This window comes from Luxibacter massiliensis (assembly GCF_900604355.1).
GTDB lineage: Bacteria > Bacillota > Clostridia > Lachnospirales > Lachnospiraceae > Luxibacter > Luxibacter massiliensis.
Map to the genome: position 1 here is coordinate 1,856,619 of NZ_UWOE01000001.1, position 16,526 is coordinate 1,873,144.

At 46.3% G+C, this 16,526-nt stretch carries 14 protein-coding genes; 5 read left to right on the forward strand and 9 right to left on the reverse strand.

All coding sequences use genetic code 11. The features are described from left to right. Positions 1-47: 47 nt before the first annotated feature. The 8 genes from scpB to EFA47_RS08600 all read right to left on the reverse strand — a co-directional run bounded on the left by scpB (position 48) and on the right by EFA47_RS08600 (position 7,732). On the reverse strand, positions 48-617 hold the full coding sequence (scpB, locus tag EFA47_RS08565; RefSeq protein ID WP_122644472.1) for an SMC-Scp complex subunit ScpB: 570 nt from the start codon (positions 615-617) through the stop codon (positions 48-50). 17 nt (positions 618-634) lie between these two features. Continuing rightward, positions 635-1,378, reverse strand: a complete 744-nt coding sequence (locus EFA47_RS08570) for a segregation and condensation protein A (RefSeq protein WP_122642895.1) — start codon at positions 1,376-1,378, stop codon at positions 635-637. A gap of 54 nt (positions 1,379-1,432) precedes the next feature. Then, a complete protein-coding gene (locus EFA47_RS08575; protein WP_122642896.1) occupies positions 1,433-2,323 on the reverse strand; it encodes a metallophosphoesterase in 891 nt (296 codons plus the stop codon). Next, the gene (gene deoC, locus EFA47_RS08580) at positions 2,316-2,972 is read right to left on the reverse strand and encodes a deoxyribose-phosphate aldolase (protein WP_122642897.1); all 657 of its coding nucleotides are present in this window, start codon (positions 2,970-2,972) and stop codon (positions 2,316-2,318) included. Before deoC ends, EFA47_RS08575 begins: the two co-directional genes overlap by 8 nt. Before the next feature lie 147 nt (positions 2,973-3,119). Next, the gene (locus EFA47_RS08585; RefSeq protein WP_122642898.1) at positions 3,120-4,361 is read right to left on the reverse strand and encodes a D-alanyl-D-alanine carboxypeptidase family protein; all 1,242 of its coding nucleotides are present in this window, start codon (positions 4,359-4,361) and stop codon (positions 3,120-3,122) included. A 69-nt stretch (positions 4,362-4,430) separates the two neighbouring features. After that, positions 4,431-5,474, reverse strand: a complete 1,044-nt coding sequence (locus EFA47_RS08590) for an alcohol dehydrogenase (RefSeq protein ID WP_122642899.1) — start codon at positions 5,472-5,474, stop codon at positions 4,431-4,433. Positions 5,475-5,542: 68 nt separating this feature from the next. Beyond that, the gene (gene fliB, locus EFA47_RS08595) at positions 5,543-6,727 is read right to left on the reverse strand and encodes a flagellin lysine-N-methylase (protein ID WP_122642900.1); all 1,185 of its coding nucleotides are present in this window, start codon (positions 6,725-6,727) and stop codon (positions 5,543-5,545) included. Between the two features lie 69 nt (positions 6,728-6,796). After that, positions 6,797-7,732, reverse strand: coding sequence for a DUF1848 domain-containing protein (locus EFA47_RS08600; RefSeq protein ID WP_122642901.1), 936 nt, complete (start codon positions 7,730-7,732; stop codon positions 6,797-6,799). A gap of 344 nt (positions 7,733-8,076) precedes the next feature. Here EFA47_RS08600 and EFA47_RS08605 point away from each other — a divergent pair, with 344 nt between their 5' ends. The 5 genes from EFA47_RS08605 to EFA47_RS08625 all read left to right on the forward strand — a co-directional run bounded on the left by EFA47_RS08605 (position 8,077) and on the right by EFA47_RS08625 (position 13,542). After that, complete coding sequence (locus tag EFA47_RS08605) at positions 8,077-8,256, forward strand: hypothetical protein (protein WP_122642902.1); 180 nt, start codon at positions 8,077-8,079, stop codon at positions 8,254-8,256. A gap of 161 nt (positions 8,257-8,417) precedes the next feature. Beyond that, positions 8,418-9,131 (forward strand): J domain-containing protein, encoded by a 714-nt coding sequence (locus tag EFA47_RS08610; protein WP_122642903.1) that lies wholly within the window; start codon positions 8,418-8,420, stop codon positions 9,129-9,131. Positions 9,132-9,200: 69 nt separating this feature from the next. After that, entirely contained in the window at positions 9,201-10,556 is a 1,356-nt protein-coding gene (locus tag EFA47_RS08615) for a Mur ligase family protein (RefSeq protein WP_122642904.1), read from the forward strand. A 2-nt stretch (positions 10,557-10,558) separates the two neighbouring features. Beyond that, positions 10,559-11,323: a type 1 glutamine amidotransferase gene (locus EFA47_RS08620; protein WP_122642905.1), complete on the forward strand. Its 765-nt coding sequence runs from the start codon at positions 10,559-10,561 to the stop codon at positions 11,321-11,323. An 800-nt stretch (positions 11,324-12,123) separates the two neighbouring features. Beyond that, positions 12,124-13,542 carry an APC family permease gene (locus tag EFA47_RS08625; protein WP_235853239.1) on the forward strand — a complete coding sequence of 473 codons (1,419 nt, stop codon included), beginning with the start codon at positions 12,124-12,126 and terminating at the stop codon, positions 13,540-13,542. A 203-nt stretch (positions 13,543-13,745) separates the two neighbouring features. On the opposite strand, the gene EFA47_RS08630 is transcribed toward EFA47_RS08625, so the two are convergent. Further along, a complete protein-coding gene (locus tag EFA47_RS08630; protein WP_122642907.1) occupies positions 13,746-16,364 on the reverse strand; it encodes a cation-translocating P-type ATPase in 2,619 nt (872 codons plus the stop codon). Positions 16,365-16,526 lie beyond the last annotated feature (162 nt).

Sequence of the window (16,526 nt, forward strand, 5' to 3'; positions counted from 1 at the left end):
ATGTATGCAAAAAAAGAGCAGGGTAGAACCTCCCCTGCAAAGCTCTGTCATATATCCAGCTTTAGCTGTGCCTCGTCTTCTGCCTCCTCCTTAAAATGCTGCATCTGTTCTGGATTCACTGTGGGAAGCTCATCCAGAGACTGGACGCCAAACCTGCGCAGAAACTCTTCTGTGGTTTTAAACAGAAGAGGCCTGCCAGGAGCCTCCATCCTTCCGGCTTCTTCCGCAAGGCCGTACTCCACCAGCTTGCTGACTGCATGGTCTGATTTTACCCCCCTGATCTTCTCGATTTCCAGCTTTGTCACAGGCTGCCTGTATGCGATAATGGAGAGTGTCTCCAAAAGCACGTCTGTGAGTATAAACTTTCTGGGCTGTTTTGCAATCCGTATTAAGTATTCATACATTTCCTTCTTTGTGCACATCTGAAAAGAATTTTCCAGCTCTATAATACGGATTCCTCTATCTTCTGATTCGTACTTGTCCATCATATTATGGATTATTTTTTTGGTTGTACTTTCATCATGGCCTATCACAGACGCAATCTTCCCCAGCTCCACGGATTCCCCCACCGTAAAGAGGATTGCTTCGATAGCTCCCTGCAGCTTTTCTATTTCCATATCTTTATCCATCCCTTTCAAATCTGTGAGTCAATCATCATATCCCCACAGGTTCCCTCCTGTTCTACACGGATAGTCCCCAGCTTCATCAATTCCAGAACTGCCAGGAATGTCACCACAATATGCATACGGCTTCCCTGCTTCTCCAACAGCTGCCTGAAGCTAAATCGCCGGTGCTTCCTGGCATAGTCCTCTACATAAGATAACTTCACGGGAAGTGGAACTTCTTCTTTTTCTATTTTTCCGAACTTACTCCTGACCGGGTCAATCTTATCATCCTGGCGCCTCATCACGTCTGTAAATATGTCATTTAACTTCTTAAGCGTCAAATCTCCCAGAAGGGCATCCAAATCCACCGGCTCCACATACTCTTTTACCTCCTCGGGAAGCGTAGGCTTCTTATAAAGCACCTGGTCCGCCTCTACCTGCCTGTCCTTTAGCTCATAGGCCATATATTTATACATTTTATATTGAAGGAGCTGTTCTACCAGTTCCTGCCGTGGATCCTCCTCCTCGCCATCCTCATTGATTTCTTTTGGGAGGAGCATCCTGCATTTTATGTCAAGGAGTGTGGCGGCCATGACAAGGAATTCGCTCATGACGTTCAAATCCTCCTGTTTCATATTGCGTATATACTCCATGTATTGATTTGTGATCTCCACGATAGGTATATCATAAATGTCGATTTTATTTTTATCTATCAGATGAAGGAGAAGGTCCAAAGGACCTTCGAACACTTCCAGCTTCACCGGTATTCCCATAGCTTTTCTCTCCACTTTTGGATTTTGGCACTGTATTTCATTATACGGGAATTTTCATGAATGTACAAGTGTTTTGTACGGCCTGAGAGTAATGGCGACCACTTCTGCATAATTGCAGAACCGCATATTCACTGTATGCGTGCCTAAGCCGCGGCTGACAGCGATTGCCTGGCCATCCTCAACTGTCATCTCGCCGGAATATTTTGGGAAAAGGATGGCCTGGGGCGTAATGATCCCTCCCAGGCCCGGGATGCGTATAATTCCCCCGTGTAAATGGCCTGATACTGTAAGATCAGCCCCCCAGCCTCTATATGCGGGGAAATATACAGGGTTGTGGGCCAGGAGAATCTGAAACTTATCCCTATGGGCACGTCCAATACATTTTTGAATGTCCCCTGGAGCCACTGTATGTCTTTTGAACTTCTTATAGGTATAAAGAGGCAGCTCCAGGCCATATATTTGTACGCGAAGCCTGTCCAGCATAATCTCAGCTTTCTCATTTTCCAACATATGGACACCTGCGCCCAACAGCCTGGCCTTATATTCACGAAAGGCTGCCCCGCCATATTTTTGGGGCATTTCTTTCATCCGCTGCTCGTGGTTTCCCAGACTATAATACACAGGGCATATGGACGGAAGCATACTGACAAAGTTCAGTCCATTCTCATAGGCAGGTTCTTCCTTTCCTATCAGCATATCTCCTGCTATCAAAATCAAATCTGGGTGTTCTTCCTTGACAGCCTGTAGCAGCCTTTCATTGTTGTCCCCATAGGTTTTATTATGCAGGTCTGCCAACAGCAGAATCTTCTTCTCACTATCTAACGCCTTTAATTTTGGAACACTAAGACTATACCGGGTAATTTTAAAGAATCCAAGCTCTCTTTTTGACTCTGCCAGAAATACAGCGGCCAGTCCCAGTAGGACTGCTAAGATCCCCTTAATCATCCAGCTGTCCTTCCACGATGGCAACGCCCGAGCTTGTACCCAGCCTGTCTGCGCCTGCTTGTACCATGGCCTTAGCCGTCTTAGCCGAACGGATGCCCCCTGAAGCCTTTACCCCCATGACAGGCCCTACCGTCTGCCGCATCAACCCGATATCCTCCACAGTTGCCCCTCCTGTGGAAAACCCGGTGGATGTTTTCACAAAATCCGCCCCGGCCTCCTTACAAATCCTGCATACCTGTACTTTCTCCTCATCCGTAAGCAGACATGTCTCAATAATTACTTTCACACATATACGATCCCCGGCTGCATCTACCACAGATGTAATATCCTCTTTGACATACTCCCAGTCTCCACTCTTAATCATACCTATGTGTGCCACCATATCCACCTCATCTGCCCCGTCCCTGACAGCTGCAAGCGTCTCTCCCACCTTTCCCTCTGTGGACATTGCCCCCAGCGGGAACCCCACAACTGTACAGACCTTTACATCACTTTCCTTCAGCCTCTGTGCACAATAATATACAAAACTAGAATTTACACAGACTGAATGAAATCCACATTCAACAGCCTCACGGCATAACTTATCCACATCCGCCTTCGTAGCCTCCGGCTTTAAAACCGTGTGGTCGATCATCCTCGCAAAATCCATAACTCCCTCCTTAATTGTATTCTAGTATACAATTTAAAAATACCCGTTTATTTTACTATCCTACCATTTTTTAGTACCAAATACAAATTATTGTTGGTTTTGGTACACCACTGAGTTCAATTTAGGACGTAACCTTTTGAAAAAAGGTTACGTCCTAAAATAACCTACCACCTTCTTCAAATAGTCTAAAAATCCTGCTTTCTCCACATCTTTGGTAATAACTACATCAATTTTCCCTATTTCTTTCCCATCTAATTCATATGTCAGGCTTCCTGCAATATCGCCTTTTTTAACAGGTGCGTCCATGTCTTTCTTTAATTTAAGTTTTTTGGTGATGCCGGAAAGGTCTTCTCCTGTAGTATTTAAGTAACTGAAGGTTTTATTGTATTCGCATGGCACGCTTTCCTCCACACCGCCTTTTATTTTTATGTTGCTCAGCGCTTCAGGGTTTTCGTCTTTGTAAAGCTGGCATTTTCCGAAACCATAGTTGAGCAGTGCCGTGGCATCCCTAAACCGTGCTTTTGAATCTTCTGCGGCCATGATAACAGAAATCATTTCAATATCGTTCTTTTTCGCTGTTGCAGACACGCAGAATTTAGCCAAACCCGTAGACCCAGTCTTCAAACCTGTTGCGTATTCATATTGGCGGACGAGCTTGTTTGTGTTTGTAAGTCCAAATTCTGTAGTACCTTTTTTGGTTGTATGCGTAATATTCTCCATCCATATCATACAATAATCGTGTATCTGTGGGTATTTCGTAATCAGCTCCCTTGACATCAGGGCAATATCTCTGGCAGTGGTCACATGTCCGTCCACGTCCAGTCCATTGCAATTGACAAAGTTTGTGTTCTCCATCCCCAGTCCCTTTGCCCTCTCATTCATCTGCCTGACAAATTCTTCCTCACTTCCAGATATGTATTCTGCCATGGCCACACAGGCGTCGTTGGCGCTGGCCACGGAAATGCATTTTAGCATTGTATCCACGCTCTGGGTTTCCCCCGGCTCTAAGAATACCTGGGAACCGCCCATGGAGGCAGCATATTCTGATGTAGTCACCTCATCTTCCGCCTTTATTTTCCCTTCCGCCAATGCGTCAAATATAAGCAGCATGGTCATCACCTTTGTGACACTGGCCGGTGGGCGGGGTGTATCCGCATCTTTTTCATAGATAACTTCCCCGGTAGATGCTTCCATCAATATAGCGGACGGGGCGCTGACCTCTGGGCCTGCATTTTGGGCAGGGGCCCCCTCCTCACCGGCCGTCTCAGCATTCTCACCCTGTGCGGCCTCCTCCGTATCTTCATAGACAATATACTCTTTCGCCGGCATTGCATACACGTTTTGCACACACAGCAATGCACTTAAAAATACTGCCAGAAATTTTTTCATAAAAAACTCCCTCTGCCACATTGTCTATTAACAATATAGTAGAAGGAGTATATAAATAGAACCCAAAACTTACGGAATCTTCACTGCATACTTTACCACACCATCCTCCCTGCCTTCAAAAATAGTGTATGCCTCAAGAATGTGCTCCAGGGATGTCCTATGAGTAATCATGCATCCTGCATCCAGCCTTCCCTGTGCAATTAACTCCAGAATCTTTCCGCAATCTGCTGCATCCACGCCTCCAGTTTTAAAGGTCAGGTTCTTTCCATACATATCCGGCAGGGGCAATATCTGAGGTTCCTCATACATAGCCACGATCCCGACAACAGCATTAGGGCGCGCAATCCTCCATGCCATCTCAAAAGTATCGCTAGTTCCGGCGGCCTCCAGCACAAAATCCGCTCCTCTCTGTCCAGTCATTTCCCTGACGGCTCTGTCCACATCATCCCTGCATGGATTCAGAGCCAGATCGGCCAGTCCATTTTTTTGTATCAGTTCCAGCCGCCTCTCGTCAATATCAATACCTATAATCTTCTTTGGATGATACAGCCCTACACACATCATGGCTGCCATGCCTGCAGGCCCGGCTCCTAATACGGCTACCGTATCTTCTGGCCCAACATCCGACATTTTGGCTGCCCAATATCCAGTAGACAATAAATCCCCTGTGAAAAGCGCAGCCTCATCACTGACACTGTCAGGAATCCTTGTCAGCCCATTATCAGCAAAGGGGATCCTGGCAAATTCGGCCTGCCCGCCGTCAATCCTGCACCCTAAGGACCATCCCCCATCTTGATCTGTACAGTTGTTTACATAACCTTTTTTACAGAAATAACAGTTCCCACAGAAAGATTCCACGTTCACCGCCACACGGTCCCCTGGTTTCACCTTCTTTACCTCAGGCCCCGTCTGTTCCACAATACCCACAAACTCATGCCCCAATATAATATTTTCCTCTGCCCTTGGTACCGCCCCGTGGATTATATGTAGGTCACTGGAACATATTGTAGCCAGAGTCACCCGTATCACTGCATCGGTATCCTTTAAAATCTCCGGCATCGGGCGCTCCTTTAGTGCTATTTTCCCTCTCCCCTCATAAACAACTGCCTTCATCTTCCACACCTCCTGCTGTATGACTTTTTGAAATGATTATTTTGAAATGCTGTACTGCGGCTCTATCCTCAGATCATTTTCAGCAATGCCTCTATCCCAAATAATTTTTCATTTCCCAGCAATTCTTCCATCTTTCTCCGGTTAAAATCAGAATGTTCTACTTCCCTGGAATACCTGCATGCAGCCTCTTGGATCTCCACAGCAGAAATATCCCCTCCATTCTGAATCCACAGAGCGTCGGCCATTTCTCTTATAAATATAGTATTAAAAAATGAAAATTTTACTTTTCCCCACGCATCTCCATCATAGACCGCGCCGCAGAAATAAACAGACAAAAAGTAAACCATAAGCTGCTCCCACATGACTTCAAACTGGATCTCATACCCAGCCTTATCCCTATTGCCGCTCTGTATATAGAATTTTGGCAGTATTCCCTGTATGGCTGCCTCTTTGCCCCACTTATGCCTGGAGAGGACATCCCTTTTCTGCCTCAAATATCTGCGCCAGTCCTTTCTCAGCACTTCCAGGCAGTCCAGTATAGAAAAGGCATTTTCCATAATCTTCTTATAAACTTGCGGGTTCTGCCCTTCATAACCTGCCATTTGCCCGGCGAACCATTTCCTTGCTTTTCTCCCCTGATACCGCTTTAGAAGACTGTCTGCCCCAAACAGGGCATTTCTATTCATTCTCTGCTGTAAGTCATGGCCCAGGGCCAGTACCATGGCCATCCTGACCTTAAAAGGAGTATCCCTTTCCTGCAAAATCTGGTACATAACATCCCTTGTATCCATCAGTTTCGTGAAAAGCAAGAAATCAAAATTCTCATATTCCCCTTTCTCCTCCCTGGGGATATTCTTTGTCACAAACTTAACACATTCCTTTTCCCTTAAAATCAATTCCGCTGCCCCAGGGCAGGATAAGGAAAGCGTCACCTCCCGCAGTCCCTCGAATGCTTCAATATGCCTGGGGTACATCCTGCAGGTGCGGCAAAATAAACTTTTCCCCCCTTCGAGGTAAAGATCGCACAAGTTCTCTTCATTTAAAAAAGCACAGCGTCCTTCATACTGACGAAATACCTGATTCCCCTTATCTATTTCGTTATAAAGCCTGTTCCTGAGGGTTCCCCCTACTTTCCTATAACGCCTTAATGAGTGTTTATCAATCCCAATCTGCCACCCTGCACAGCATGTATCCGGGCAGCTTCCTGCCAGGCACTGAAATTTGCTGTAATATTGTGGTACTGTATATTGCATATATATTTCTCCTCTATGCCGGCTTTTATATTTTCTCTTTCATTTTCTAAAGTTGCAGCGCCATTCCCTTTACAGACAAAGACGCATTTGAGGGTCTTTGAGAGATTTCATTTTCTTTTTCACAACCTTATCTCCACTACTTAACTGGCTGCACAAAATCGGCGCGCCCACATCAAAGGCGACCCGGGACCTTGCCAGCAGACTGTCACTATAATTGGCATAGCAATACAGACACCCGTTCCTGCATGTATTATAGGCGCCAATATCTATACTTTCTGCGCAGCCGCAGTACGCCCGCTGGGATGTATCCTTTTTCACATTGAGCTGGCTGCCAGTCAGCTCTTCGATTAACTTTTTGTCAATGCAGCAGCCATGTTGGATTCCTGCTGACGCCAAATCTATTTCCTCTGCACAGGTACATATCTCTATGTCATGTGCGGCCCCAATATCCGCCAACTGCCCGGCAAATTCTATAAGACTGGGATTTGTAAGCCTCTCTGCATTCAGCAGGCCTGCGTTTGCCTTTGTCCGCCTGTATGGATCCATAAAACTGATCATGGCCCTGCGGGTGCTGCCCTCCAGCATCTCTGCCAGTCTTGTAAATGCCTGGATATGGTATGCCTGTGTGTATCTGGAATTAAAAAAGATAGGGTCATATCTCCAGATTACCCTCTCGCTCCCAATCCTTTCAGCCAGTTTGGAAAATACTGTGGCAAGGTATTTTTTATCTGCCAGGGCTGGCTCTACATCTTCCTTGTAACCTGTCAATGTGAATTGAAAATAATACATAAATTCACGCAAAAGTCCCAGCCTTCCCAACATAGGTTCTGGATTCTTAGTCCAGAATACAATTGCATCTACTGTTTTTGGAGTAATCTCAATTTCATGAATCTGCCTTATATTAAAAGGGTTGCGCACATATACCCTTTTCTCTTCCAGCCGGTTAAAAAACCATTCTGTATAACAGCATGGTATATCTGTCCTTCTGCTCACACTTAGAATCATCTAGGTCCCCCCCTTTAAAAACATTATAGCATTTCCCTGATTTTCAGTCATTCTTTTTCTATTTTGGGATAAAATTTTATTATTTTTTATTCCCGCAGGCAGCGGGCCAAGCGGACATGCTTACATGTCCAGTTAGTTGGCGGCTGCCTCCAGGAACTAATACCCTGTTGCCTGCATCGGGTCTCTGGCTAATAACCTAAATTTCATCATGGCTGGACAAACTCCAGCCACTTTATAATAATCAGTATGAACTTGAGAAACCCGTACATACTAACCTTATGAGGGCCGCAGTTTGCTGACAGGCCGGCTGCGGCCGCAAGATTTCCTGAAAGGAGAATACAATTATGATATATAATGAAGAACTTCCCATAGGCTTTACAATGGCCCTTGCCCAGCATTCCGATGCACTGAATTATTTCTCAAAGCTCTCCCGCCCTGAACAACAGGAGATTATTGAGAAGGCCAGCCAAAAACACAGCCGGGAAGAAATGAGAAATTATGTAGAAAGCCTGTTCCAGGGCTGATATGCTGACTTTCCATACACAGCCATAAAACAATATCAAACGGCCTGCCGGAGATATTCATTGCACCTGTATATGTCCGGCAGTATCTTTTCTTGATTTTTCCAACTATATATCGTAATATAAACGTGGGAATTATGAATAATTAAGATAAGGAGGAGGCAATGGAAACCCGTACATATTATGAAATTCTCGGTGTGTCCAGAGAAGCAACTCTTGAAGAAATAACAGCTGCAAAGAATGCCCTGGCAAAAGTATACCATCCTGATGCCAATATGGGCAGTAATATAGATACTACATCATATATGCAGGAAATTTTAGAAGCTTACCGCATTCTTTCCGTCCCTGACAAAAGAAAGCAGTATGACCTCCAGCTGTCCGGCGGCACTGAACGGATATTCCGCACTTATACTGTGGAAAACCCTCAGCCTGGGGAGGAACCTAAGATTTCCTTTGCAACTTACTGGAATGCTGCCTACCGGCTGTATGAACTTGTGGCAGAGGGCGCCAGCCTGATGGATCTGAATACCAAAAAAGAAGGACTTCCCGCCAGGCTTTTAAAAAAACTGGGAAGGCGCAGCCGTTATGAAGCAGAAATTACTGAACAGCTGGCCGCCCTTGCCATGAACGCCGTGCAGTGTATCACCACACTTAAAATAGCCGATATCCCTATGGATTACTGGCAGCCAGATGCCATGAACTGGGTACTAGTCCGCTGGGGGCAGAAGCAGAACATGGACTATCACGTATTATTCTCTAAATACGATGCTTACATTGAGCAGAATAAAACAGGAACCGAACGGTTAAAGCTCCACGCACAGAATAGGCAGTTCCACAACAGCCTTAAGAAGCTCCTAAATTATGCGGCGCAGCCTTAGAGCAGATCAGGCCGCCCATTACAGTCCTACATAAATTATATAGAAAAGGATAAGAGTTGAAGTAAAATTATGAGACTTAGAAGTATACTTGCCATAAAGTGTGCCAAACTCACAAGCACACTGATCAAAAAACTAAACAGAGGGAGCGGGGTTACTTTCCCGGGATATGTGGCCCGCCTGATAGATCCCAGGATTCTTTCTACCATGTCCGGCATGGTACGTAAAAAGACTGTCGTCACTATGGGCACCAATGGGAAAACTACAACAAACAGTATTATATATCATGCCCTGAAAGCAGAGGGGGAAAAAGTAATCATCAACCGCACAGGCGCCAATATGCTTAACGGAATTATTTCTGCCTTTGTGCTGGCCACAGACAGCCGCTGCCGCCTGGACGCTGATTATGCCTGCATTGAGGTGGACGAGATTGCATCTGTGGGCGTGCTGCCCAGACTTAAGCCGGACTGCGCACTTCTCACAAATATTTCCAGAGATCAGCTGGACCGCTTCGGTGAAGTAGATATTACCTTCAATAAGCTAAAAACCGCCATATCCAGTGTCCCTGATACAGTACTGGCCATAAACTGTGACGATGTACTTTCCTATACACTGGCTCTGGAGAGTGGAAATCCTTTTGTCACCTATGGGATCAGCGAACAGATTTTCGACGATATTTCCCGTTCAGAAATCAGGGAAAGTATATTCTGCCGTTCCTGCGGCAAAAAACTGGAGTATGATTTCTTCCACTACGGCCAGCTCGGCATTTATCACTGCCCTTCCTGCGGCTTAGGGCGCCCTGACCCTGACTATACGGCCGAGAATATCCAGCTTCAGGATGGAGTGTATTCTTTTTTCATGGATGGCATGGACATACATTCTACTGCCCGCACGCCCTACAATATATACAATACATTGTCCGCCTATACGGCCCTTCGCGCGCTGGGGGCGAATACAGGACATTTTAAGTCTATGGCGGAGGCATTTGACTATGGCAATAACCGGGAAAGTATTTTTACTGTGGGCAACGCCTGTATCCAGCTCCACCTTGCTAAGAATCCGATTGGTTTCCAGCAGAAGATTTCTCTTGTACTAAAAGATACAAAGCCAAAAGATATTATCATCCAGATTAACGACACCTACCAGGATGGGGAAGATGTCTCCTGGCTCTGGGATGTGGATTTTCAGTATCTGGCTGACGCGCAGTGTAAATCTATTATTACGGCTGGCACCCGCCGCCATGATATGGGGCTCCGCCTTAAATATGAGGATATTCCCTGTGAATCCACTACAGATTTGCAGGCTTCTGTCACGGGCCTGCTTGCAGGCGGGACAGGCAATCTGTATGTAATCGTCAACTATTCCGGCCTTTACAGTACAAACCGTATGCTGACAAATCTTCAGGAATCACAGAAAGGAGATGCATAACTATGGACAGAAAACTGACAATAGGCCATTTATACCCGGATTTATTAAACCTTTATGGGGACCGGGGAAATATACAGTGTTTCAGGAAACGCCTGGAGTGGCGGGGAATAGAGGCCCAGGTCATCCCTTTCCTTTCCGGAGATGCCATAGATTTCCATAAATTAGATATTGTACTCTTGGGAGGCGGCTCTGACAGAGAGCAGGAATTGGTCTGCGGGCATCTTCAGAATATCCGCCGGGATTTCAAAGATTATGTGGAGGACGGCGGTGTTGTCCTGGCCGTATGTGGAGGTTATCAGCTTCTCGGCAAATATTACAGGACAGACAGCAAAACCATTGAGGGACTCTCTATTTTAGATATCACAACAGAATGGGAACCCAAACGCCTGATCCGCAATATTGTCCTGAACAGCCCTTTATTTGACACACCTGTTGTAGGCTTTGAAAACCACGGTGGCAGGACATATATTGGCAGCCACACCCCCTTCGGAAAAGTTTTTTTTGGCCTGGGGAATACAGGCAAATCAGGCTATGAAGGGGTAGTCTATAAAAATGTCATTGCCACCTACCTGCACGGCCCCCTCCTTCCTAAAAACCCCCATGTCTGCGATTATCTCCTTAAAAAGGCCCTGATCCGCAAATATGGACCTGACATCCGCCTAAATCCGCTTCCTGATGAGCTTGAAAAACTTGCAAACAGTTATATTTCCGGCCGTTACAGTGACAAAAAATATGTATTAAAAGAAACCATTAAAAGATATACTTAAACTCGTGCCATATGCCCGCACAGAACTATCTCCGCAGTTCTGTGCGTTTTTTTATTTATCTCATAAAGCCTGCCGGCCATTTAACATTGAAAGGTACCGGCCATTGGCATGGGCGGTCTACGTCCGGCAGGGGATACCCTCGGGTATAAATTATAACACATACTTTGATTTCCGCGGGCAGCGAGCCAAGCGGACATGTTTACAGTCCATTTGGCGACTGCCGCGAGGGTCTAACCCTCCGATGCCTGCATCACTGCCAGTTTAATGCCCCGTATACCTGCATCGGGGTCTTTGACTTCAGATGCATTCCTTCCCTGGCTTAAATTAGTACTAGAGTCTAATCAAATTTTTGTGTATAATAAAAAAATATTATGGCTTGATTATGTTATCTTATACTGAAATTAATATTCAGTATATCTAGGGGCATAGGTTGGGGGATGTCTTTAGATATACCAAGTACAGCGGATCATAAATTTCCACTATATCGGCACAGGGTGACTGCCCGAGTGTAAGATGTCTGCATGAAGCGCAGCGGCAGCTGCGGCCATTGAATACAACACAGCAATAGGGCAATCAGGCAAGTTGATATAGCAATGAATTTATATTCGCTGTACGAGCTGGGCACATTCCTGTCCTGCTGCCTATATAGGCCAAGGCAGTCCTTTGGGGCACGCCTCATGGGGCACATTTGCATCCGCCTGCCTGTATGGGCGTACATTGCGAGGGGGTTCAGGTATACATAGTCGGCATTTCAGACAATACAGTCTGGGGAATACAAAAATATTGATTGGAGTGATATGATGAGCAGCATCAAAAAACAAAAGAGCAAATTTGACCGCGTCCTCGGAAAGAAGGATGTCTTTTCTATCGCCTTTGGCGCCATGATCGGCTGGAGTTGGGTAGTTATGGCAGGCCAATGGATTTTGAAGGCCGGAACTGCCGGAGCCATGCTTGCGTTTGTCCTGGGCGGAATTATGATTATGTTCGTGGGCCTTACTTATGCAGAACTGACTTCCGCCTTGCCGCAGTGCGGAGGGGAACAAATATTCAGCCTCCGTGCCCTGGGGCCAAACTGGTCCTTCTTGTGTACCTGGGCAATTATTTTAGGATATGTGGGGGTCGTGGCCTTCGAAGCCTGTGCCCTTCCCACTGTGTTGGAATATATTGCCCCAGGAATTATGAAAGGTTATATGTATACTGTTGAGGGATTTGATATTTATGCCGTGTGGGTGGCCATCGGCGTGGTCAGCTCCATCATCATAACGATTGTCAACTATGTAGGGGTCAAGCCTGCCGCATATATGCAGGGAGTCTTTACATTTATTATTGTCAGCATAGGGGTCGTCCTCATAGGCGGCTCTGCTGTCAGTGGAGATGTTTCCCACACGAAGCCTCTGTTTGATAATGGGTTTGGGGGACTGTTATCCGTGGCAGTTATGACGCCTTTTATGTTTGTGGGATTTGATGTCATACCACAGGCCGCAGAAGAAATCGCTGTCCCCTTTAAGCAGATTGGTAAGATTATCCTGATATCCATTGGGTCAGCCATTGCATGGTATGCGCTTATTATATTTGCTGTTTCTCTGATGATGACCAAGTCGGATATGCAGACCTCTGTCCTGATTACGGCGGACGCTATGAAGAAAGCCTACGGCGGTCGGGCGATTATGGCAGATATCTTAATTATCGGCGGCATGGCTGGTATTCTATCCAGCTGGAATTCCTTCTTTATGGGAGGCAGCAGGGCCATTTATGCGTTAGCAGAGGCCAAATGCCTGCCTGCCTTTTTGACTAAGATCCACCCTAAATACAAGACCCCTTCCAATGCCATACTTCTTATCGGTGCAATCTCCTGTATCGCCCCGTTTTTTGGGAGGGCCATGATGGAATGGCTGACTAATGCCGGGGGGATCGGCGCTGTGACAGCTTATCTGATGGTATCTATTTCTTTTCTTGTACTTCGCAAAAAAGAACCTGGGCTTGCCCGGCCTTATAAAGTTAAAAACCATAGATTTATCGGCGGCATGGCAATTTTACTGAGCAGTTTCATGCTTATTCTTTATATGCCCGGGATGCCCTCCGGCCTGTCCTACCCTGAATGGATGATTATTGGCCTGTGGACCTTATTGGGCGTGGTATTTTATGCTTATGCAAAACGCAGGTTCCCTGAGTTTGGCCGTATACTGGATATTGACCTCCAGGAAATCAATAACCAGTAATATTTACACCTACAGTCAAAACCCCGATGCAAGCATACGGGGCATCAAACTAGCAGCGATGCAAGCGTCGGAATATTAGACCCTCGCGGCAGTCGCCAAATGGACATGTAAACATGTCCCCTTGGCTCATTGCCCGCGGGAATAAAAAGTCCTCCGGATATAATATATCGTATCCGGAGGACTTTCTATTATCTGCCCGTCAATTAATTTTTATTATTCTGGATAAAGTGTTTTAACCACTTCAGTCCCTGTATGACAGGCAGATTCAAGAGCGCCAGCCCATATACGGCCAACAGCTGCACCGGCGTCAGGGTCTGTACCTTAAAGACGCTCTGCAGTCCAGGGATCACCATAACTGCCGTTATGAGGAGAAGTCCCAGCAAAAACGCCCCAATTAAATATATATTATTAAGAAATGTTTTGCTGAACACTACCGGCATATCTGACTTACAATTAAAGCCATGGACAAGGCGGGCAGTACATAGAGTGCCAAATGCCATTGTACTGCCAAGCAGTGCATTCTGTCCCTTATATCCAACCAGAAAAGCAATCACTGTCGTCACGCCTATTGAAAACCCCTCGATCCCTATCTTCATGAGGAAGTCTTTTGTAAGGATAGATTCATGCATGGGCCTTGGTTTTTCCTCCATCACAGATTTACTGTGAGGTTCCAGGCCCAGCGCTATGGCCGGAAGGCTGTCTGTAAGCAGATTGATAAACAGAAGATGTACCGGGGCAAAGGGAACAGGCAGTCCGGCAATAGAGGCATAGAGGACAGCCAGTATTGCGCCAAAATTACCTGACAGGAGAAACTGTATAGAATTTTTAATATTCCGGTATACATTCCTGCCATTTTCAACAGCTTTGACAATTGTGGCAAAGTTATCATCTGTAAGGACCATAGAGGCCGCATCCTTGGACACCTCGCTTCCTGTAATGCCCATAGCCACGCCAATGTCCGCCTGCTTTAAAGCCGGCGCATCATTGACTCCGTCCCCAGTCATGGAAACAATATTGCCCTTTTCCTGCCATGCACGTACAATACGGATTTTATGCTCCGGCGACACACGGGCATACACTGATATCCCTTCCACAAATTCCTTTAACTCTTCGTCAGACATTTTATCGATCTCACGGCCCTCACAGGCTTCTGATTCCTTTTCCAGAATCCCGATCCTGGCGGCAATGGCCGCCGCAGTCACTTTGTGGTCTCCTGTGATCATAATGGGGCGGATTCCTGCCCTCTTGCATTCTTCCACCGCTGCCTTTGACTCTCTCCGGGGAGGATCCATCATTGATATCAGTCCCACGAATATAAGGTCGCACTCATCCTCCAATGTAAGCTCATGGTCCTGTGGGATTTCTTTATATGCAAATCCCAGTACCCGAAGGCCATTTCTGGAAAACGCCTGGTTCTGGATTTCTATTTTCTCTCTGTCCTCTTCCGTAAATTTCCTTACCTGATCCTGTACCTGGATGAGGGACATTCTTTTAAGAAGGACATCCACGGCCCCTTTCACAATCACCACGTGCTTCTCATCAATTGTATGCACAGTGGACATAAGTTTTCTGTCACTGTCAAAAGGATTTTCTCCAAGCCGCGGATATTTTTTCCGCACATCCTGGGCAGGCACCCCCAATTCACTGCCCAGATTAATCAGGGCAGTCTCTGTGGGATCCCCTATCTCTACGCCGTCTACATTTGTAGAATCATTACATAGTATACTGCAGAGCAGCAGCATACTATGTCCCGGCAATGAAAGGTCTACGTCCTCAGCCAGGACTCTCTTTTCATCCACATAATAATCTTCCACTGTCATTCTGTTCTGTGTCAGGGTACCTGTCTTATCTGAACAAATGACGGACACGCTTCCTAAGCCCTCCACAGCCTGCAGCTTCCTGATAATTGCATGTTCCCTGGCCATCTTCTGTGTGCCGAAGGACAGGACGATTGTGACTATCGAGCTCAGGGCCTCGGGTATGGCCGCAACAGCCAGTGCCACGGCGAATAAGAAAGCATCGCCGATCTTGCCTCCCTGCAGGACATTGACCCCAAATAAAATACCGCAGAAAACTAGAATGATAATGGAAAGCTTCTGGCCAAACTGATCCAAATTTATCTGAAGAGGGGTGCGCTTTTCAGAGGTTGTTTTCAGAAGGCTTGCTATCTTTCCAACCTCTGTCTCCATGCCAATACCCGTCACGACAAAGGAACCACGCCCATATGTGACAAAACTGCCGGAATAAACCATATTCACCCTGTCTCCAAGAGGAACCTCGCCGGTGACAGGATCTATTGTTTTATCCACGCCAAGACTCTCCCCGGTAAGCGCACTCTCATCCACCTTGAGACTGGCACATTCCAGCAGGCGCCCATCAGCAGGTATGTAATCCCCTGCATCCAGCATAACAATATCTCCCACTGTCACCTCCGCAGAAGGAATTGGAACAACATTTCCTCCACGGAGCACTTTTGCCCCTGGCCCAGAGAGCTTTTTTAAGCTGGACAGAGACTGTTCCGCCTTTACTGTCTGCACGGTCCCTAAGATTGCATTAATGGTAATTACGATCAGGATAACCACTGCACTTTCCGCATCTCCCAGAAATCCTGACACAATGGCCGCTATGATCAGTATAATCACCAGAAAATCCTTGAACTGTTCCAGAAATATCTGTGCTGCAGTCTTTTTCTTCCCTTCCACCAGCTCGTTGGGGCCATACTGCTCCTGGTGCTTCTTTACTTCCTCATCTGTCAGCGGTTCCAAAGTACCATTGACTCTCTTTTTAACTTCCTCACCAGAAATCTGATAAAATTCCTTCATCTAATATCCTCCATTTCTTTTGCACAACAGGGCAAATACTTATGGCCAGGAGGGCCTGTTTTAAAGGATGCCCTTTAAGCCATGCATCTGCCAATCTCCCCCTCTGCTTTGCCGGCATAAAAAGGAGACTCTTATTGCACTTTATGTAATGCAATAAAAGTC